The organism is uncultured Bacteroides sp., from assembly GCF_902472605.1.
Lineage (GTDB): Bacteria > Bacteroidota > Bacteroidia > Bacteroidales > Bacteroidaceae > Phocaeicola.
Genome location: NZ_CABROP010000012.1, coordinates 43,925 through 63,573 on the forward strand (window position 1 = coordinate 43,925; position 19,649 = coordinate 63,573).

15 protein-coding genes are annotated in these 19,649 nt (G+C 47.7%); 4 read left to right on the forward strand and 11 right to left on the reverse strand.

Annotated features, from left to right (window positions below):
* Positions 1-16: 16 nt before the first annotated feature.
* The 5 genes from groL to RDP42_RS04485 all read right to left on the reverse strand — a co-directional run bounded on the left by groL (position 17) and on the right by RDP42_RS04485 (position 5,868).
* Positions 17-1,654 carry a chaperonin GroEL gene (gene groL / locus RDP42_RS04465; protein WP_308762704.1) on the reverse strand — a complete coding sequence of 546 codons (1,638 nt, stop codon included), beginning with the start codon at positions 1,652-1,654 and terminating at the stop codon, positions 17-19.
* A gap of 48 nt (positions 1,655-1,702) precedes the next feature.
* Positions 1,703-1,975 carry a co-chaperone GroES gene (locus RDP42_RS04470; RefSeq protein WP_007562047.1) on the reverse strand — a complete coding sequence of 91 codons (273 nt, stop codon included), beginning with the start codon at positions 1,973-1,975 and terminating at the stop codon, positions 1,703-1,705.
* A gap of 230 nt (positions 1,976-2,205) precedes the next feature.
* The gene (rmuC, locus tag RDP42_RS04475; protein ID WP_308762705.1) at positions 2,206-3,615 is read right to left on the reverse strand and encodes a DNA recombination protein RmuC; all 1,410 of its coding nucleotides are present in this window, start codon (positions 3,613-3,615) and stop codon (positions 2,206-2,208) included.
* A gap of 128 nt (positions 3,616-3,743) precedes the next feature.
* The gene (hisS, locus tag RDP42_RS04480) at positions 3,744-5,108 is read right to left on the reverse strand and encodes a histidine--tRNA ligase (protein ID WP_308762706.1); all 1,365 of its coding nucleotides are present in this window, start codon (positions 5,106-5,108) and stop codon (positions 3,744-3,746) included.
* Between the two features lie 82 nt (positions 5,109-5,190).
* Positions 5,191-5,868 carry a zinc metallopeptidase gene (locus tag RDP42_RS04485; RefSeq protein ID WP_022354482.1) on the reverse strand — a complete coding sequence of 226 codons (678 nt, stop codon included), beginning with the start codon at positions 5,866-5,868 and terminating at the stop codon, positions 5,191-5,193.
* Positions 5,869-6,014: 146 nt separating this feature from the next.
* Between RDP42_RS04485 and RDP42_RS04490 the strand changes: the two genes are divergently transcribed.
* Complete coding sequence (locus RDP42_RS04490) at positions 6,015-8,174, forward strand: DNA topoisomerase 3 (protein WP_308762707.1); 2,160 nt, start codon at positions 6,015-6,017, stop codon at positions 8,172-8,174.
* Here the strand turns inward: RDP42_RS04490 and RDP42_RS04495 are convergent.
* The 3 genes from RDP42_RS04495 to RDP42_RS04505 form a co-directional block, all read right to left on the reverse strand.
* Positions 8,164-9,321, reverse strand: a complete 1,158-nt coding sequence (locus RDP42_RS04495; protein WP_308762708.1) for an acyltransferase — start codon at positions 9,319-9,321, stop codon at positions 8,164-8,166. The genes RDP42_RS04490 and RDP42_RS04495 overlap by 11 nt on opposite strands.
* 71 nt (positions 9,322-9,392) lie before the next feature.
* Positions 9,393-9,959 (reverse strand): Crp/Fnr family transcriptional regulator, encoded by a 567-nt coding sequence (locus RDP42_RS04500; protein ID WP_072541757.1) that lies wholly within the window; start codon positions 9,957-9,959, stop codon positions 9,393-9,395.
* Positions 9,960-10,290: 331 nt separating this feature from the next.
* Positions 10,291-11,658, reverse strand: coding sequence for an MATE family efflux transporter (locus RDP42_RS04505; RefSeq protein ID WP_308762716.1), 1,368 nt, complete (start codon positions 11,656-11,658; stop codon positions 10,291-10,293).
* Between the two features lie 577 nt (positions 11,659-12,235).
* Between RDP42_RS04505 and RDP42_RS04510 the strand changes: the two genes are divergently transcribed.
* Genes RDP42_RS04510 through RDP42_RS04520 form a run of 3 tightly spaced genes read left to right on the forward strand, consistent with a single transcriptional unit; the run spans position 12,236 to position 15,798 of the window.
* The gene (locus RDP42_RS04510) at positions 12,236-14,236 is read left to right on the forward strand and encodes a tetratricopeptide repeat protein (protein ID WP_308762709.1); all 2,001 of its coding nucleotides are present in this window, start codon (positions 12,236-12,238) and stop codon (positions 14,234-14,236) included.
* 50 nt (positions 14,237-14,286) lie between these two features.
* The gene (locus RDP42_RS04515; RefSeq protein ID WP_308762710.1) at positions 14,287-14,898 is read left to right on the forward strand and encodes an L-threonylcarbamoyladenylate synthase; all 612 of its coding nucleotides are present in this window, start codon (positions 14,287-14,289) and stop codon (positions 14,896-14,898) included.
* A gap of 30 nt (positions 14,899-14,928) precedes the next feature.
* Positions 14,929-15,798, forward strand: coding sequence for a mechanosensitive ion channel domain-containing protein (locus tag RDP42_RS04520; protein ID WP_308762711.1), 870 nt, complete (start codon positions 14,929-14,931; stop codon positions 15,796-15,798).
* Positions 15,799-15,900: 102 nt separating this feature from the next.
* On the opposite strand, the gene RDP42_RS04525 is transcribed toward RDP42_RS04520, so the two are convergent.
* The 3 genes from RDP42_RS04525 to RDP42_RS04535 form a co-directional block, all read right to left on the reverse strand.
* Positions 15,901-17,091: an FprA family A-type flavoprotein gene (locus tag RDP42_RS04525; protein ID WP_308762712.1), complete on the reverse strand. Its 1,191-nt coding sequence runs from the start codon at positions 17,089-17,091 to the stop codon at positions 15,901-15,903.
* Between the two features lie 32 nt (positions 17,092-17,123).
* Positions 17,124-18,059: a TIGR01212 family radical SAM protein gene (locus RDP42_RS04530; RefSeq protein WP_308762713.1), complete on the reverse strand. Its 936-nt coding sequence runs from the start codon at positions 18,057-18,059 to the stop codon at positions 17,124-17,126.
* A gap of 167 nt (positions 18,060-18,226) precedes the next feature.
* Positions 18,227-19,369, reverse strand: a complete 1,143-nt coding sequence (locus RDP42_RS04535) for an OmpA family protein (protein ID WP_308762714.1) — start codon at positions 19,367-19,369, stop codon at positions 18,227-18,229.
* Positions 19,370-19,649: the final 280 nt, after the last annotated feature.

The window sequence follows — 19,649 nt, forward strand, 5'->3', positions numbered from 1 at the left end:
TCTTAAAAGGAGAGAATTACATCATACCTCCCATGCCGCCCATTCCTGGAGCGCCCATCGGCATTTCAGCTTTTTCCTCTTTCTTTTCTACGATGACACATTCAGTAGTCAGGAACATACCGGCAATTGAAGCGGCATTTTCCAAAGCTACACGAGTTACTTTGGCAGGATCAACTACACCTGCTGCGTGCAAGTGTTCGTATACATCTGTACGGGCATTGTAACCGAAGTCACCCTTACCTTCACGTACTTTCTGAACCACTACGGCACCTTCCTTACCAGCGTTTGCTACAATCTGACGAAGCGGCTCTTCGATGGCACGTTTGATGATTTCAATACCAGTTGTTTCATCGGCATTGTCACCCTTCATACCTTCCAATGCATCGATGGCACGGATGTAAGTGACACCACCACCCGGTACGATACCTTCTTCGATAGCGGCACGAGTTGCACACAAGGCATCATCTACACGGTCTTTCTTTTCTTTCATTTCTACTTCGCTGGCAGCACCTACGTAAAGTACAGCTACACCACCTGACAACTTAGCCAGACGTTCCTGCAGTTTTTCTTTGTCGTAGTCAGAAGTAGAGTTCTTGATTTCAGCCTTGATCTGGTTGACACGTTCCTGAATCAATTCTTTCTGACCGGCACCGTTTACGATAGTGGTATTTTCTTTTGTCACAGTTACCTTGTCGCAAGTACCTAACATTTCCAAAGTAGCCTGTTCCAGTTTCAAGCCCTTTTCTTCGCTGATAACCACACCACCGGTCAATACGGCGATATCTTCCAGCATGGCTTTACGACGGTCGCCGAAGCCCGGAGCTTTCACTGCACAAATCTTCAACTGACTACGCAGACGGTTTACAACCAAAGTAGTCAAAGCTTCGCTGTCTACGTCTTCTGCGATGACCAGCAACGGACGTCCGCTCTGTACAGCCGGTTCCAAGATAGGCAAGAAATCTTTCAAGTTAGAAATCTTCTTATCGTAGATCAAGATGTAAGGATGTTCCATTACACACTCCATCTTTTCTGTATCAGTTACGAAGTATGCTGACAAATAACCACGGTCGAACTGCATACCTTCTACTACACCGATAGTAGTATCTGTACCCTTAGCCTCTTCGATAGTGATGACACCATCCTTAGAAACCTTACGCATAGCATCAGCAATCAGCTTACCGATAACAGGATCGTTGTTTGCAGAAATGCTGGCAACCTGTTCAATCTTATCATAGTTGTCGCCTACGGTTTCAGCCTGTGACTTGATTGATTCTACAACCTTAGCAACTGCCTTGTCGATACCACGTTTCAAGTCCATCGGGTTTGCACCGGCTGTAACGTTTTTCAAGCCTACGCCTACGATAGCCTGAGCCAATACGGTAGCAGTTGTTGTACCATCGCCCGCATCGTCTCCAGTTTTCGAAGCCACCGACTTCACCAGCTGCGCACCTGTGTTCTGGAAAGGATCGCTCAGTTCTACTTCCTTAGCCACTGTTACACCATCCTTTGTAATATGAGGAGCACCGAATTTCTTTTCGATGATAACGTTACGTCCTTTCGGACCCAGTGTCACTTTCACGGCGTTAGCCAGTTCGTCTACACCTTTTTTCAACTGATCGCGAGCGTCAATGTTGAAGAGAATATCTTTTGCCATATTGAAATTTCCTTTCTAATCTTCTTAATTAAACAATGAATAAATGAATTATCCCAGAACAGCCAACACGTCGCTCTGACGCATCATCAAATACTTCACGCCTTCGTATTCGATTTCTGTACCAGAATATTTACCGTACAAGACTGTATCGCCTACTTTCAAGACCATTTCTTCGTCTTTTGTGCCATGGCCTACGGCTACCACTTCACCCTGCAACGGTTTTTCTTTTGCTGTGTCAGGAATAATAATACCACCGATTGTTTTTTCTTCTGCAGGAGCCGGAAGAATCAGGACTCTGTCTGCTAATGGTTTAATGTTCATAATTCTATATTTTTTTACGTTTATACTAAGTAATAGTTCCATGCGTTGCCGCATGAAAGCACCAAACTTCTTACGAAAAGTATGCCAAACACTAAAAGCTGACATTCTGACATGAAATTTCTGACAAAGTGCGTTGCCTGCCTGACATCGTTTACCATCCGACACATGCTTTTCTTCCCAGACCAACCCTTTCACAGAGGTCTATCTTCACACATCAGCGTTTTTCTGATTTATTTTTCGGCTGCGTCCGAAAACAGGTCTTTGGCAGGTGCAGCCGGTGCCGCATCCTTGTCAGCCTCTTGGCGGAGACGAGGGGAGAATTTCTTTTTCGACGTAATTCCCAGTTCCGTCAACATGTCCGCCTGGCGAATCAGGTTACCCTTTCCTTGTGAAAGCTGTCCCAAGGCATTCTTGTAGGCTGTGGAAGCTGCCTGCAGCGTATCACCGATTTTCTCGAAAGTCTCGGTAAATCCCACCAGTTTCTCATACAGCACCGTACCTCGCTTGATGATGTCCTGAATGTTTTTCACCTGATACTCCCGTTTCCACAAATCCAGCGCCAGCCTCAGCGCCGCAATCAGGTTCGTAGGACTCATCAGCACCACTTTCTTCTGATAAGCATAGTTCCACAAATCCGGATCGGCCTGCAATGCCAGCAGGTACGCCGGTTCGTTGGGCACGAACATCATCACGAAGTCCAGTGTAGACACATTGTAACTGGAATAATCCTTCCGGCTCAATTCATCAATGTGCGCCTTGACCGAAGCTAGATGCGCTTTCAGGTACTGTTCCCGCTGTCCGGCATCCTCACACCCCACATAGTTGGCATAAGCCGTAAGCGATACCTTCGAGTCGATAATCACTTGCCGGTTGTCCGGATACACCACCAGCACATCAGGCTGCATCCGCTGTCCCAGCTCATTCTTGAGCGGTTCCCCATGCTCATCTTTCAAGAATTCCTGACGGAAATATTCTTCCCCTTCCCGCAAACCGGAATTCTCCAAAATGGTTTCCAGAATCATTTCGCCCCAGTTTCCCTGTACCTTGGAATCTCCTTTCAAAGCCCGGGTCAGGTTGTTGGCATCGTCACTGATCTGCTTGTTCAACTGCATCAGTTCCTTGATACGGTCTTCCAATGAGAAGCGCTGCTTGGATTCCTTGTCGTACACTTCTTCCACCTGATGCTTGAACTCTTTCAAGTTTTCTCCGAAAGGTTTCAACAGATTACCCAATGTTTCCGAACTGAGCCGGTTGAACGCCTCCGTTTTCTGCTGGAAAATCCGGTTAGCCATGTTCTCAAATTCCATGTTCAACTGCTTCCGCAACTGCTCCACTTCTTCCTTCTGATGTGCCAGTCGCTCTTCCAAGCTCCGGCGTTCCGCCTGTGAAGCAGCCAATGCCCGACCGGTTTCACTCCATTTTCCGGAAAGTTCATCCAACTGACCGCGCAGTCTCTCCGTTTCTTTCTTATATTGGTCGGTCAAAGCCGCTGTACGTTCCTTCTCTGCTTGAAGCAAATCCTGGGCGTGAGCCTCACTCCATTGCAACTGCGACCGTAAAGCCACCAATTTTCGGGCCGCAAACAAATACCCCAGCAAACCTCCCACGATTACTCCCATCACTAAATATACGATTTCCATATCTTCTGCAATTATTATCAAAGTATACCGATAAAAAACACAGGTTCCACGAAACCGAAGCCCGAAGCCTTTGCCTCTTCCGTCTTCTTCCGTGAAACCTGTGTCCTTATTCTATAAATGCATCACACTTATCCGTGAATGGCAGCTACCAGTTCATCCGGAGTGACCAGCGACTGCTCACCGCTTGTCATATTCTTCAGTGTTACTTTTCCTTCTTTCATTTCGTTTTCACCTACAATGGCTACAAACGGTACCATCTTCGCATTGGCATAGCTCATCTGCTTTTTCATCTTGGCAGTATCCGGATAGATTTCCGCACGGATACCTGCCGCACGCACCTTGGCCAAAATCGGAAGTACAGCAGCTGCTTCTGCTTCTCCAAAGTTGACGAACAACAACTGGGTACCATTTACCGCTTCCTTCGGATACAAATCCAACTGGTTCAGTACGTCGTAAATACGGTCGGCACCGAAAGAGATACCTACCCCTGACATACCGTCCATGCCGAACACACCTGTCAGGTTGTCATAACGGCCACCTCCACTGATACTACCAATCTGTACATCCAAGGCCTTCACTTCAAAGATGGCTCCTGTATAATAGTTCAATCCGCGGGCCAACGTCAAATCCAGTTCCACTTCCGACTTGATGCCCAATCCGGCAATCGTTTTCAAGATAAATTCGCTTTCCTCCACACCTTTCATCCCGGTTTCACTGGCGGCCAACACATTCTTCAATGTAGCCAGTTTCTCTTCGTTCGAACCGCTCAACAGGATAATCGGCTGCAACTTGTCAATCGCTTCCTGCGGAATACCCTTTGAAGCCAATTCCGCATTCACATTGTCCAAACCGATTTTGTCCAACTTGTCGATGGCTACCGTAATGTCGACAATTTTATCTGCTTCTCCAATGATTTCTGCAATACCGGTCAGAATCTTGCGGTTGTTAATTTTGATGGAAACCCGGATACCGAATTTCTGGAACACCGTATCAATCATCTGTACCAGTTCCACCTCGTTCAGCAGAGAATTGCTGCCCACCACGTCGGCATCACACTGGTAGAACTCACGGTAACGTCCCTTCTGCGGACGGTCGGCACGCCATACCGGCTGAATCTGGAAACGCTTGAACGGGAAAGTAATCTCATCACGGTGCATCACCACGTAACGGGCGAAAGGAACCGTCAGGTCATAGCGCAAGCCCTTCTCACAGAACTTGCTGGCCAACTTGGCCGCGTTCCGGCTCAACAGTTCTTCATCCGTCAGCCCAGAGAAATAATCCCCCGAATTCTGGATTTTGAAAAGCAGTTTGTCGCCTTCCTCCCCGTACTTACCCATCAAGGTAGACAGGTTTTCCATGGAAGGAGTCTCTATCTGCTGAAAGCCATAAAGATAGAACACTTCGCGAATCGTGTTGAATATATAGTTACGTTTCGCCATTTCCACCGGCGAAAAGTCTCTTGTTCCTTTCGGTATACTTGGTTTTGTTGCCATAATGAATCAATCTTTAAATTAACGCGGCAAAATTACGAATAAAATTTCTACCTTCCGCACACAAAACGAAAGGATTTCACGCTTACTCACGACGATTCATATAAATTGTCACGTAGTAAATCAACGTAGCCAAGGAACCCAGTGCCGCTACTACATAGGTATAAGCAGCCGACTTCAAGGCATCCGTGGCCTGCTGATGGTTAAAGGCATTGGTGATGCCTGCCCGGCTCAACCAAGCCAACGCCCGACGGCTGGCATCAATCTCTACCGGAAGTGTGATAATACTGAACAAAGTGGTCATGGCAAACAGACAGATACCAATCAACAACAACTGCGGAAAAGAGTTTACCATGAGGATGCCCGCCAGCAATACCCACGATACGATGGAAGAAGAAAACTGTACCACTGGCACCAAGGCCGAACGCATCCGCAAAGGCGCATATCCCCGCGCATGCTGTACGGCATGTCCACACTCATGGGCAGCTACTGCCGCCGCAGCCACACTCGCACTACCATAAACCCCTTCACTCAGGTTCACCGTCTTGTTCATCGGGTTATAATGGTCGGTCAACATCCCCGACGTACTGGTCACGGTCACGTCGTAGATACCGTTATCACGCAACATTTTTTCGGCGACTTCCCTTCCCGTCATCCCATTGGTCAGCGGAATCTGTGAATATTTCTCAAACTTACTCTTCAGACTGGCCTGCACCATGTAACTGAGAATCGCAATACCTATAAATACAATCCAAATAAACATAATTTCTTCATTTAATCGTTATACATTCTATCTTACAAAAACCTTGCCAAAAGAAAGGCTGTCAGTCGCTTCCGCTCAAAGATAAAGATTTTATTTTTCTATTCAGGCAACTTTGCGTAATTTTGCCCCATATTGAAAGAAAGACCATGATAGTTTGCATCGCCGAAAAGCCCAGCGTGGCACGCGACATTGCCGATGTGCTGGGAGCCAAGAACCGAAAAGAAGGATACATTGAAGGAAACGGATACCAGGTGACCTGGACATTCGGTCATTTGTGTACCCTGAAAGAACCGCATGAATATACTCCTTCATGGAAAACGTGGAGTCTGAGTACCCTGCCCATGATTCCACCTCGCTTCGGCATCAAGCTGATCAACGACAGCGGGATTGAGAAGCAGTTCCACATCATCGAAAAGCTGATGCAGGAAGCCGAAATGATTATCAACTGCGGGGATGCCGGCCAGGAGGGAGAACTCATCCAGCGGTGGGTGATGCAGAAAGCTGGAGCCAAATGTCCGGTCAAACGACTCTGGATTTCTTCGCTGACGGAAGAGGCCATCCGTGACGGCTTTGCACACTTGAAAGACCAATCGGAGTTCCAGCCGCTCTACGAAGCCGGACTGAGCCGGGCCATCGGCGACTGGACCTTGGGCATGAATGCCACCCGACTCTATACTCTGAAATATGGACAGAACAAACAGGTACTTTCTATCGGGCGGGTACAGACACCTACCCTGGCCCTGATTGTAAAACGACAGCAGGAAATCGAACATTTCGTACCCAAACAGTACTGGGAACTGAAGACGGTCTACCGGGATACGGTCTTCTCGGCCATCGTACGCAAAAGTGACGAGGAATTGGCAGAAGAAGCCGAGAAGGAAAAAGAGAATCCTTCGCCCAAGAAAAAGACACAGACCGATGCCAACCGGGGTATTCCGCAGATTACCGATGAACAGACAGGAAAGGAGTTACTTGAACGCATCCGGAACGTTAATTTCACCGTGACCGAAGTCAGCTCCAAGAAAGGAACGGAAGCTCCTCCCCGCCTGTTCGACCTGACTTCCCTGCAGGTGGAATGTAACAAGAAATTCAGCTACTCGGCCGACATGACCTTGCAGCTCATCCAGTCGTTGTATGAAAAGAAAGTAGCCACCTATCCGCGTGTAGATACCACTTTCCTAAGCGATGACATCTATCCCAAGTGTCCGAAAATCTTAGAGGGACTGAAAGATTATACCAACTACACAGCCGCACTGGCCGGGAAACCGCTCATCAAGTCGAAAAAGGTATTTGACAACAGTAAGGTGACCGACCACCATGCCATCATCCCTACGGGCGTACAGCCGCAAGGCCTCAGCGACATGGAGAAACGGGTGTTCGACCTGATAGCCCGCCGCTTCATCGCGGTGTTCTACCCCGACTGCAAATTCTCGACGACCACCGTCATCGGCGAAGCTGACCAGATAGAATTCAAGGTAACCGGAAAGCAGATTCTGGAACCTGGCTGGCGGGTCATCTTTGCCAAGGACGTGTCGGAAGAAAACAAGGAAAACGAAGAAGAAAGCGTGTTGCCTGCCTTCACCAAGGGAGAAAGCGGTCCGCACAGTCCGATGCTCAATGAGAAATGGACACAGCCGCCCCGTCCTTATACCGAAGCCACCCTGCTGCGTGCCATGGAAACCGCCGGAAAGTTGGTGGATAACGACGAACTGCGGGATGCTTTGAAAGAAAACGGCATCGGCCGCCCCTCTACCCGTGCCGCCATCATTGAGACTTTGTTCAAGCGACATTACATCCGGAAGGAACGCAAAAATTTGATTGCCACTCCTACGGGCGTGGAACTGATTCAGCTGATTCACGAGGAACTGTTGAAATCGGCCGAACTGACCGGTATCTGGGAAAAGAAACTGCGGGAAATCGAGCGGAAGAGCTACGATGCAGGTACCTTCTTGGCCGAACTGAAACAGATGGTCACCGACATTGTATACAGTGTGTTGCGCGACAACAGCAACCGCCGTGTCACCGTCACTACCGACGACAGTCCGAAAATCCCGTTAAAGAAAGCTGCTGCCCCCAAGAGCAACGACGGTGAGCCCAAGAAGAAAGCTGCTCCCCGCAAGCCAAGGGCCAGCAAGAAAGCTGCTGCGCCGGATACTCCTAAAGAGGACACCCTTCCTGCCGACGACAGTATTTTGGGCAAAGCCTGCCCCGTATGCGGCACAGGTATCATCATTAAGGGAAAGACGGCCTACGGCTGCTCGCAATGGAAAAACGGATGCAAGTTCCGCAAACCCTTCAAAGTGTGATTACAAACTTCCTGCCCAGCCACTTCCTTACAGGCTCATCATAGAGTTTCAGGCACAGATAAGCCAAAACGATGCTTCCGAAATAAACCAGTGCCGCCATCGGCCAAGTTTCTCCCAACGTGTACAGTTCGTTTTCAATCAACCACGCATAGAACAGGTACATCAAAGGATAGTGGATGGCATACAACGGATAGGATATATCGCCTAAAAACTTGCAGATACGGGTCGACCGCTTGTCGGTGGTCTGTCCGGAAGCCCCCAAACAAACCAGTAAAGGGAATATGACGACAATGCAGACCATCTCGAACACCCCGTTCAGACACACGGGCGAATGGCCCCCAATATAAGGCACACAGAAAAGGACCAACAGAATGACGCTGCAAATCCAGAATGCTCCCCGAACCTTGAACGGACGGAAATTCCGCGATATCAACATTCCCAGCGTGAACGGAAAGAGCATTCGCAACATCCCTCCCCAGAAGTTCAGTCCGTCGAGCGTCCAACCCACGCCAATCATGCCGTAGCCCACCACGTCGGACAAGGCAAACCAGGAGAGTCCTAATCCAAGCAGTACCACCAAGACGGTCAGGGCCTTGTTGCTCAGCCGATGGATGAAAAGGGCATAAAGAAGGTTCCCGATGTATTCAAAAAACAGCGACCAGCTGGGACCGTTCAACGAAAACATCTCCCCGTTTCCACGTACGTCATAACCCGCTCCCGGATAGGCCGGTATGAAAAACATCGCCAGCAAGAGAGCCCACATCACCGCAGAAGTAGCCACCTGCGTGCCGTCCCACTTCACTCCTCCCTGGATAAAGAAGGTGAGGCAACCGATGACCGCTCCCATGACAATCATCGGATGGAGGCGGATCAGTCTTCGCTTGAAGAAGCCCTTCAAGGTCAGATTCTTCTTCCAGCGGTCGTCGTAAGCATAGCCGATGACAAAGCCCGAAAGTATAAAGAAAAAGTCGACTGCCAAGTAGCCGTGGTTGATAACCGTGATGAGGGTGCCCCCTCCGGCAAAGGAAAATCCTTCAAAAATGTGATAAAACACCACCAGCAGTGCGGCCACTCCTCTCAGTCCGTCGAGTAGTTCATAATGGGGTTTCGTATCGGCAAAGGCCGAGGAAGAAATTGGATGATTCATATTGGAATAAATTGAATGTGACCCTGCAAAGATAGGGAATCACCCCCAATTAAAATTTGTCCTACATCAAATTATGGCTTTTTGCTTCGCAGCCTGCTGAGCGTGGAAAGGGTAATCCCCAGATAAGAGGCTATGTATTTCAAGTTCACCTTCCTGCATATTTCGGGAAACTGTTTTTGGAATTCCTCATAACGTTCCTTAGCCGGAAGCGACAGCCGCTCTTTATGACTTCGGTGGAGCCTTCTGTATTCATTCTGATGGATGATTCTCCCCCAGTTGCATAGTTCCAGATTCGTTTCGAACAGATGTTGAAGGTCGGTTATACTGATTCTGTAGGCTTGCACTTCTTCCAAGGTTTCTACATATTCTTCACTTTTCCGGTTGTAATAAAGTTCATCCATACTGAACACAATGCCACCTTCTGTGCCAAACGAGGTGGTATATTCCTCCCCATCCACCACCCAATAGGCTCTTATGGTGCCCTTTTCTATGAAATAGGCATATTTGCAATAAATTCCTTCTTTAATCAACTGGTACTTTTTAGGAAAAGTACAAGGTGTCAAATAAGACTCCAGCTCCTTGATAGTAGAGTCGGATACAGGACATTGCTTTCTGATACTCTCAATAATATTTTTCATCAATCAATCTTATCCCCACATACGAATACAATACAAAAAAATCCCTATCAGATTCCCGGAGGTTAAAATTACGGAGATTTATGGTATGAAGGGTAATTTCTGCCCAAAAATTGTGCAGCAACCGTCGTTAATCTCAAACACCCGCAAGAATAATTGTAAATACTCCTGTATATTCTCTGTTTCACACTGCGGGATTTGTATTTCACAGTGTGAAATATGTATCCCACACTGTAGTTTTTGTATTCCACACTGTGGTACAGAGAATTTTCTTATACATTTTATCCTTTATTCACTTGTGTTCCAAGGAATTTACCCGTTTATTCCACCACATTTATTTTTTCAAGGGAATCGGAGCCTTGCGAAGTATCTTCGGGAACTGCCAGAAGAAGAGCAACGTGCAGCAGATGGCGGCTGTAGCGTCCGAAACGGCCTCAGCCAGAAACACGCCTTCCACACCGAAGAACCGGGGCAACACCAAGGCAAGAGGTACCAGCAAAATGACCTTACGGAGCAAGGCGATAAAAATGGAAATCCGGGCCTGACCGAGGGCGACAAACATGTTCTGACAGGCACGTTGCAGACCGAAGATGGTCATTCCGGCGAGGAAAATCGGCAACACATGTTCCACGGTGGCAATCAGTTCCCGGTCGCTCGTAAAGGCGGAAGCCACTACGGACGGGAAACAAATCATCAGCAGCATCAGGACGAAATTGAAGGAGAACATCACTGTCAGCACAATCCGGAAACAGTCTTTCACCCGTTGCCGGTCGCCATGTCCATAGTTATAACTGGCCACCGGCACAAAACCTTGGGCAAAACCGGTGAGCGGTACACTGACCAGTTGCATGGCACTTTGCAGGATGGCCAAAGCCCCCACATAGATATCGCCAAATTTCTCCAGACTGCCGTTCAGTACAAAGCCTACTAGACTTTCCGTACTGGCCATGATAAAAGGAGACACGCCCAAAGCCAGCATACCGCCCACAATACGGCGGTCGAATTTCAAATAGCGCTTTTCCAAACGTAAGGAAGCCCGGTCGGAACACAGGAAACCTAGCACCCAGCAGGCACTGCAGGCCTGTGAGAGAATGGTGGCCAGTGCCGCTCCCTTCACGCCCATATCGAACCAAAAGATAAAAATCGGGTCGAGCACGATGTTCAGCAAGGCGCCAATCAGCACGGAATACATGGCGATGCTGGGGCGTCCCTGTGAATTGATGAAGGTATTGAGTCCGGTGGAGACTTCCACAAACAGCGTACCCAGCAAATACACCGAAAGATAATCTTCCGCGTAAGGCAATGTGACAGCAGAAGCCCCTGCAAACTTCAGGATGGGTTCCATACACAGATAAGACACCAGCGAAGTGAGGACGGTAAACAGAATCAGCAACATGAAACCGTTGCCTAAAATCTTTCCCGCACGCACCCGGTCGCCCTGTCCCAACGCCATGGCAGCCAGCGGGGCTCCTCCGGCCCCCACAATGGCCGAGAAAGAGGAAATCAGGATGACAAGAGAGGTGGTCACTCCCACTCCCGCCAGCGCATTCGTTCCGATTTCAGGGATGTGTCCAATGTAAATACGGTCTACTATATTATATAGGAGATTGACAAACTGTGCGGCCACTGCCGGCAACGCCATTTTGAAAATAAGGGGAAGCATCCGTTCCGTCCCCAGGCGTTCTTCGTATTGATTGTTGATTCTTACTGTCATAAATCTTCCAAAAACGGAAGCAAAGTTACAAGTTTTTCGGGAGAGAAGGAGAAGAATGTAACCGAAAAGCAATCCTTCCACCCTCGGATTTGATTTACATCAACAAATCGGGCCTTTACTTAAAAAATATGCTATAAAACATATTTCATAAGAAAGAAAGCCGTATCTTTGTGGTGTAAAAAGATAAGGGCAATAAGAAAGAAGCCCAGAAAAAAGTTTTCATAGGTAATTATAAATTAGGTAACAAGTACAACAAGGCCGGCTGGGAAGTCCGCCAGAAGATTTAATTAAACTAACTAAAAAAGAAAGGGTAACAATTATGAAAAAGGTAAAAAACATTTTCCACAAAATTGCCAATGCAGATCCAATGATCTGGGGGTATGTAATGCTGAATGACGAAAGACGCAAATAAACAAGCGACGCTGACAAGTTCAGCATTTAAAGAATGAATCTGATAAATGCCGAAAGGCTTCTCGTAAATATTCTGACGAAAAAGCGGTTGGGTTTCCAACCGCTTTTTTTATTGCCCTTTTGTCTGTATCTTTGCTTTTAAAAACAACGTCACATGACTCCGACCCTGATAGATACCGACAACCCCGAATTTCAGAATGCCCTGAAACTTATCCAATACACCCGCCAGTCAGTCTTCCTGACCGGAAAAGCGGGTACGGGTAAGTCTACTTTCCTGAAATACGTCTGCCAGCATACCAAAAAGAAATATGTGGTACTGGCTCCTACGGGTATTGCGGCGATCAATGCGGGCGGAAGCACCCTGCACAGCTTCTTCAAACTTCCGTTTCATCCGCTTTTGCCGGACGACCCAAAGTTTCAGGGACGAAAGCTGAAAGATTTCCTGAAATATTCTGCCGACCACCGGAAACTGATTCAAAACATCGAACTCATCATCATCGACGAGATTTCCATGGTACGGGCCGACATCATCGACTTCATCGACAAGGTGCTGCGTACCTACTCGCACAACCTGCGTGAGCCGTTTGGAGGAAAACAGCTGCTGCTCGTGGGTGACGTGTTCCAGCTGGAGCCGGTAGTGAAAAGTGACGAACGGGAGATTCTGAACCGTTTCTATCCGAACCCGTATTTCTTCTCGGCCAAAGTGTTTCAGGAAATGGAACTGGTGTCCATCGAACTGACCAAGGTGTACCGGCAGACCGACAAGGTATTTGTGAGTGTGCTCGACCATATCCGGACCAATACTGCCGGAGCGGCCGACCTGCAACTGCTGAACACCCGTTACCTCCCGACACCTCCCTGTCCGGAAGAGAACGACCTCTACATCACCCTGGCCACGCGACGGGATAACGTAGACTACATCAACGAAAAGAAACTGGAGGAACTGCCGGGTGAACCGGTTACACTTCAGGGAGAAATACACGGGGAATTTCCTGAAAGCAGCCTCCCCACCCTCATGGAACTGGTCATCAAACCGGGCGCACAGGTGATTTTCATCAAGAACGACCAGGAAAAACGCTGGGTGAACGGTACCATCGGCACTGTCTCGGGACTCTCAGCCGACGGCACCATCTACGTGGTGACGGAAGACGGCAGTGAGTTCGACGTACACAAGGAAAGCTGGAGCAACATCCGCTACCGTTACAATGAAACAGAGAAAAAGATAGAGGAAGAAGAACTGGGCACTTTCACGCAGTATCCCATCCGGTTGGCGTGGGCCATCACCGTACACAAGAGCCAAGGTCTCACCTTTAACCGGGTCATCATCGACTTTACAGGAGGAGTCTTTGCAGGAGGACAGGCCTACGTAGCCCTGAGCCGCTGCACCTCACTCGAAGGTATCCAGCTGAAGCGACGCATCTCACTTGCCGATGTGTTTGTCCGTCCGGAGATTGTCAGCTTTGCCCAGCGTTTCAACGACAACCGGACCTTTGAACGGGCCATGAAACAGGCACAGGCTGATATCCAGTACGTGGCGGCCGTGAAAGCCTTCGACAAAGGACAATTTGAAGAATTTCTGGAAGCCTTCTTCAAGGCTATCCACAGCCGGTACGACATTGAAAAACCGCTGATACAACGGTTCATCCGCCGGAAACTGGGTCTTATCAACCGTCTCAAAGAGGAAAACCGGCTGCTCAAGGAGCAAATGCAGCAACAACGGCAGAACTTGCAGAAATATGCCCGCGAATACTACCTGATGGGCAACGAATGCATCACCAAGGCACACGACCCGCGGGCGGCACAGGCCAACTACGACAAGGCACTGGAACTGTATCCGGAATATGTGGATGCCTGGGTACGCAAGGGAGTGACCTTCTTTGAGGAAAACCGGATGGAAGAAGCGGAAGAATGTCTGAACCAGGCCGTACAACTCCGCCCTCAGGAGTTCAAGGCGGTGTACAACCGAGGCAAGCTCCGACTGCTGACCGGAAAAACGGAAGAAGCTTTGACTGACTTGGATAAGGCGACCAGCCTGAAACCCGAGCATGCGGGAGCACATGAATATTTTGCGGAGGCACTCGAGAAAAGCGGAAAGGAAATAGAGGCGGCCATCCATTATCGAATTGCGCAAGAACTACGGAAGAAAAAGAAATAATTTTCTTATTTTTGCGATTCACGAGGTCTCATCATTCGTGAATAAACATCATGATACTGAAATTATATCCCAAAAACAACCGACCAGAAGACTTGCAACGCGTAGTCGACCTGCTGAACGACGGCGGTATTCTTATCTACCCTACCGATACAGTGTATGCCATGGGGTGTCACGCCCTGAAAGAACGGCCTATCGAACGTATCTGCAAGCTGAAAAATATCGACCCGCGCAAGCACAACTTGTCCATTATCTGCTACGACCTGAGCAACATCAGCGAATATGCACAGGTGAGCAATGCCACCTTCAAGCTGATGAAGCGCAACCTGCCCGGTCCGTTCACCTTCATTCTGAATGCCAACAGTAGGCTGCCCAAGATTTTTCGCAACCGGAAGGAAGTGGGTATCCGTGTGCCCGACCATCCTATTATCCGGGAAATCTGTCGTCTGCTCGATGCCCCGATTCTGACCACTACCCTCCCGCTGGAGAAGGGAGAAGACATTGAATACATCACCGAACCTGAACTGATTGACGAAAAGTTTGGCAGTGTGACCGACCTGATCATCGACGGAGGGACAGGAGGCATTGAACCTTCTACCGTGATAAATTGTTGTGAAGATGTACCTGAAATTGTCAGAGAGGGAAAAGGTATATTGAAGGAATAAATAACTGTATTATTAATTAATCATTAAATCATGTTACTTACATTATTACAAGCAACTGCACAGGCAGGCAAGGCAGCTTCCAAAATCAATGTGGAACAGATTCTGGACAGACTGCTCAACTGGGGGATTGAAGTAGGAAAAGACATTTTAGCGGCCATCATCATCTACATCGTAGGCCGCTTCATCATCAAGCAAATCGGACGGCTGGTCAGCAAAATTCTGGAAAAGAGAAAACTGGAAATCAGTGTGCAGACCTTTCTGAAAAGCTTGCTCAACATCTTACTGAATTTGATTCTGGCATTCGCCATCGTAAGCAAACTGGGAGTAGAAACCACGAGCTTCGCCGCCATCCTGGCCTCTGCCGGTGTGGCAATCGGTATGGCCCTGTCAGGAAATCTGTCCAACTTTGCCGGAGGGTTAATCATCCTGGTGTTCAAACCATTCAAAGTGGGTGATTACATTGATGGACCTAACTCAGCCAGCGGAACGGTCAAAGAAATCCAGATTTTCCACACCATCCTGGCTACTACCGACAACCGCATTATCTTCGTACCTAACGGAGCGTTGAGCAGCAACGCCATCACCAACTACAGCAAACAGGAAATGCGCCGTGCGGAATGGGTGTTCGGTGTGGAATATGGGGAGGACTTTGAAAAGGTGAAAGCCGTACTGGAACGCATCATTGCGGCAGACACCCGTATTCTGACCACTCCTGCTCCTTTCATCGGACTGGGCGCCTTGTCGGCCAGCAGCGTGGATATCAAAGTACGTGTCTGGACCAAGACCGAAAACTACTGGGACGTATATTTCGACATGAACAAAATCGTGTATGACACCTTCAACAAGGAAGGCATCGGATTCCCGTTCCCGCAGCTAACGGTACACCAAGCAAAAGACTGAGCTTCATCCAGCAGATACATCACATAAAAAAATCTTCCACCGAAGGCATTACCTCAGTGGAAGATTTTTTATATCCTATTTCTAAAAGGAAATTTGTTTTTCTTATTTGCGGTCAGCTTTCAGACGGTCGGCCATGGCTTTAGCCAGTTCTTTAGCCTGTGCATAATTGTCCGCCTTCATGCTCTGCTTCATTTCAATTGGGTTACCTACCACTTCGAATTTCAGTTTCTCAGTGAATTCACCCAGTTTTTTCACCGCTGCACTGGCCCAAGTGAATGAGCCGAAGTAACCGAACAGACGGTTCTTCATTTCACGGGCAGCTACCTTGTTGAGCAAGGACTCCATTTCAGGATACAACTGCATGTTGTAAGTGGTACAGCCTGCAATCAGCCCTTTGTATTTAAAGATATCAGCCAGGATATAAGAATGAGGCGTATGAGATACATTGTGCAGCACAATGTTCTTGATGCCCTGTGCACTCAGCTCTTCGGCAATGGTTTCTGCCAGTTCTTCTGTATTGCCATACATCGTACCATAGGCAATCACCACGCCTTCTTCACCTTCATAGCGGCTCATCTTGTCGTACATGTCCACTACCTTCGGAATGTATTCTTCCCATACCGGTCCGTGAGTCGGACAAATCATCTTAATAGGCAGGCCCCCGCATTTCTGCAAAGCTTTCTGTACCGGATTACCAAATTTACCAACGATGTTGGCATAGTAACGGCGCATTTCGTTCCAATAAATATCGGTATTGATGTTGCGGTCGATGCAACCTCCGTTCAAGGCTCCGAAGCATCCGAAAGCATCCCCAGAGAAAAGGATTCCATCCGTTTCATCGAATGTCACCATGGTTTCCGGCCAGTGAACCATCGGCACCAGATAGAAACGCAGGTTGTGATGTCCGAGTTTCAGGAAGTCGCCATCTCCCACTACGTAACGTTCACCTGTCACGCCATAGTATCCTTCCACCATGTCGAAAGTCTTCTTGTTTCCTACCAGCACAATTTCAGGATAATATTTCTTAATCAATGCGATAGAGCCTGAGTGGTCTGGTTCCATGTGGTTGATAATCAAATAATCAATCTTACGGTCGCCGATAACGCTGCGGATTTTCTTGATATACACTTCGAAAAAAGCGACATCTACCGTATCCACCAGTGCCACCATATCGTCATCTGCAATCAGATAAGAGTTATAAGATACGCCATAAGGAAGTGGCCACAAATTCTCAAACAATGCTTTTGTGCGGTCGTTTACACCGACATAATGCACTTTACCTTTAATTTCCATTGATATCCTATTAATTAAAAATACTATATTGTTTATTCTTTTTCCTTATTATAAAACTTACCCTGCCAGGTATCTCTTTCCTGTAGGCGACGCTTCATGCGGACCGCAAACTCATAGTTCTTGATTCCCCAGTCGGGAGCTATCAACAACTCTTTGGGCGATTGTGACACGAAACGTTCCAGCACCAGGTCGGGACGTACACGTTCCAAATAATCAATCACCAGGTCAATATACTCATCCACTTCGTACAAATGGAAGTCCTCGGGATGCTGTTCGTACTCACGAGCCATACGCGTACCCCGCACCAATTGCAACTGATGCATTTTCAACGTGGTCAGAGGCAAGTCCGACACTTGAGCAGCCTGCCGGATGATAGCCTCATGGCCTTCTCCCGGTAATCCTAAAATGACGTGTCCTCCCACACGTATTCCTTTTTCCGCCGTACGTTTCACGGCATCTGCCGTACACTCAAACGTATGCCCACGGTTAATCCGTTGCAAGGTCTGGTTGTCCGTACTCTCAATACCGTATTCCACCAACAGGAAAGTCCGGCGGTTCAATTCTTCCAAATAATCCAACAGTTCCTCGGGCATGCAGTCGGGACGCGTACCAATCACCAGTCCTACAACTCCTTCCACCCGAAGGGCATCCTCGTACATCTGACGCAATTTCTCCAGCTCCGCATACGTATTGGTGTAGGCCTGGAAGTAAGCCAGGTATCTCATGTCCGGATACTTCCGCGCGAAAAAAGCCTTGCCCTCTTCCAACTGCTGCGTCACAGACTTATCCGTCCGACAATAGGCCGGATTAAAGGTCTGGTTATTGCAGTAGGTACATCCTCCATACCCCTTCGACCCATCCCGGTTCGGACAGGTGAACCCCACATTCAGGGAAATCTTCTGCACCTTGAAAGGGAAATGAAGCGCCAGAAACTTGGCAAAATCATTGTATCGTGTACGTTCTTCCATGATTTTACAAATTCGGCGACAAAGATAATGTTTTTCAGCCACTTTTCCCACATTTCACAAAAACAAGAAATGTAAAAACCTCCCCACTACAGATAAAACATAAAAAAGGCTGTCACAGCATTACCTGCAACAGCCTTTCAGACTACATTATTTCAATTATAAAAGAATTATTCTGCCTCGTTCAAAGTAGCAATACTTACACGGTTCCAATCCGGTTCAGAGAACATATCACCTACGCCCTGGCCTTCAGCCTTGATACGTGAAGCACTGATTTTATACTTGCTGATCAGCATGTTCTTCACTGCATCTGCACGCTGCTGAGCCACACGTGCATTGACTTCTGCGCTACCTTCCGGAGAAGCATATCCCTTGATAGACACGGTGCTCTTCGGATTGTTCTTCATATAAGTGGCAATACGCTCTACGTTAGGCACCTGATCTGCACTGATCGCAGTCTTTCCCTGACGGAAAGTAACCACAGATTCCAATGACTTAGAGTGCGTGTTCTGTACGATAGTCTGCACTTCTTTCGGCGCATTCTTCAAATCGGTCAGTTCTTTTGCCAAACGTGCGTTTTCTGCTTCTTTTGCGCTCAGAGCTTCCTCCTTACGGGCATTTTCCGCACGCAATGCATTGATAGATTCATTCAAAGAATTTACCTCAGCCTGATTGTAAGGCTTCTGAATAGTCATGTAGTGCTTACCGTTGCTGCTGGCAAAACGATAAGTTACTCCTGCCAAGATTTCAATCTTCGACTTGTTTACATTCAATACCTGGGCACGGTCTCCATCCATTCTATATACAATGGCCGGACGAATGTTTACTGCCCACGCTTTTTCCTCACCCAAATTGAAGTTGAAGCTGGCTCCGAAACGGCTCACCATATAAGAAAGGTCAGATCCATAACCAGAGTTCATGAAATCATGTCCCCAGCCAAATCCGGCAATACCTTCCACTTCAAACAATCTCGGCTGACCGTTGTATCCGCAGAAAAGATTATTCAAGTTAATCTTACCCAACAGTCCCAAATTCAAATCATCGAAAGCGGTCTTGCTCATGGAAGTATTGATACCGGTCAATCCTTCAAAAGAAACTCCCAAAACTGGAGTAATCTGCTTACCTAATTCAATACCCGTTTCGGCACGCATATTACGCCAAAAAGCAGAGTGAGCAGTCGGAGTAGTTACTCCACCTTTCACACCCACGTACCAATTATCAAGGAAACGAGTTCCTTCATACGCTTTCTGTGCATTTGCAGAAAGAGACATCACAGCCAAAGCTGCAGCTACTAAAATTGTTGACTTTTTCATTTTTTCCATTCAAACTTTAATTAATCACATTTTTCAATCTCGATGACTGTATAACTCTATTTCTAGAAGAATTGTTTGTGGAGAAAGAGACAATTAACATTCATTAATGAGTAAAAACAGCATAAACATTCACCCAACAGACTGATAACAGGCGAATAACAGAAAAATGACAAGATAAAAAAACAATAACAAAAAAGGTGTCCTGATTACTCAGAACACCTTTTTGTTGGGCTACTCGGATTCGAACCAAGAAAAACAGGACCAGAATCTGTTGTGTTAC

What these genes read in the sequence shown, in the direction of transcription:
- groL (WP_308762704.1), bottom strand. Translation starts at nt 1,654, where the DNA reads ATGGCAAAAGATATTCTCTTCAACATTGACGCTCGCGATCAGTTGAAA.
- RDP42_RS04470 (WP_007562047.1), bottom strand. Translation starts at nt 1,975, where the DNA reads ATGAACATTAAACCATTAGCAGACAGAGTCCTGATTCTTCCGGCTCCT.
- rmuC (WP_308762705.1), bottom strand. Translation starts at nt 3,615, where the DNA reads ATGGAAATCGTATATTTAGTGATGGGAGTAATCGTGGGAGGTTTGCTG.
- hisS (WP_308762706.1), bottom strand. Translation starts at nt 5,108, where the DNA reads ATGGCAACAAAACCAAGTATACCGAAAGGAACAAGAGACTTTTCGCCG.
- RDP42_RS04485 (WP_022354482.1), bottom strand. Translation starts at nt 5,868, where the DNA reads ATGTTTATTTGGATTGTATTTATAGGTATTGCGATTCTCAGTTACATG.
- RDP42_RS04490 (WP_308762707.1), top strand. Translation starts at nt 6,015, where the DNA reads ATGATAGTTTGCATCGCCGAAAAGCCCAGCGTGGCACGCGACATTGCC.
- RDP42_RS04495 (WP_308762708.1), bottom strand. Translation starts at nt 9,321, where the DNA reads ATGAATCATCCAATTTCTTCCTCGGCCTTTGCCGATACGAAACCCCAT.
- RDP42_RS04500 (WP_072541757.1), bottom strand. Translation starts at nt 9,959, where the DNA reads ATGAAAAATATTATTGAGAGTATCAGAAAGCAATGTCCTGTATCCGAC.
- RDP42_RS04510 (WP_308762709.1), top strand. Translation starts at nt 12,236, where the DNA reads ATGACTCCGACCCTGATAGATACCGACAACCCCGAATTTCAGAATGCC.
- RDP42_RS04515 (WP_308762710.1), top strand. Translation starts at nt 14,287, where the DNA reads ATGATACTGAAATTATATCCCAAAAACAACCGACCAGAAGACTTGCAA.
- RDP42_RS04520 (WP_308762711.1), top strand. Translation starts at nt 14,929, where the DNA reads ATGTTACTTACATTATTACAAGCAACTGCACAGGCAGGCAAGGCAGCT.
- RDP42_RS04525 (WP_308762712.1), bottom strand. Translation starts at nt 17,091, where the DNA reads ATGGAAATTAAAGGTAAAGTGCATTATGTCGGTGTAAACGACCGCACA.
- RDP42_RS04530 (WP_308762713.1), bottom strand. Translation starts at nt 18,059, where the DNA reads ATGGAAGAACGTACACGATACAATGATTTTGCCAAGTTTCTGGCGCTT.
- RDP42_RS04535 (WP_308762714.1), bottom strand. Translation starts at nt 19,369, where the DNA reads ATGAAAAAGTCAACAATTTTAGTAGCTGCAGCTTTGGCTGTGATGTCT.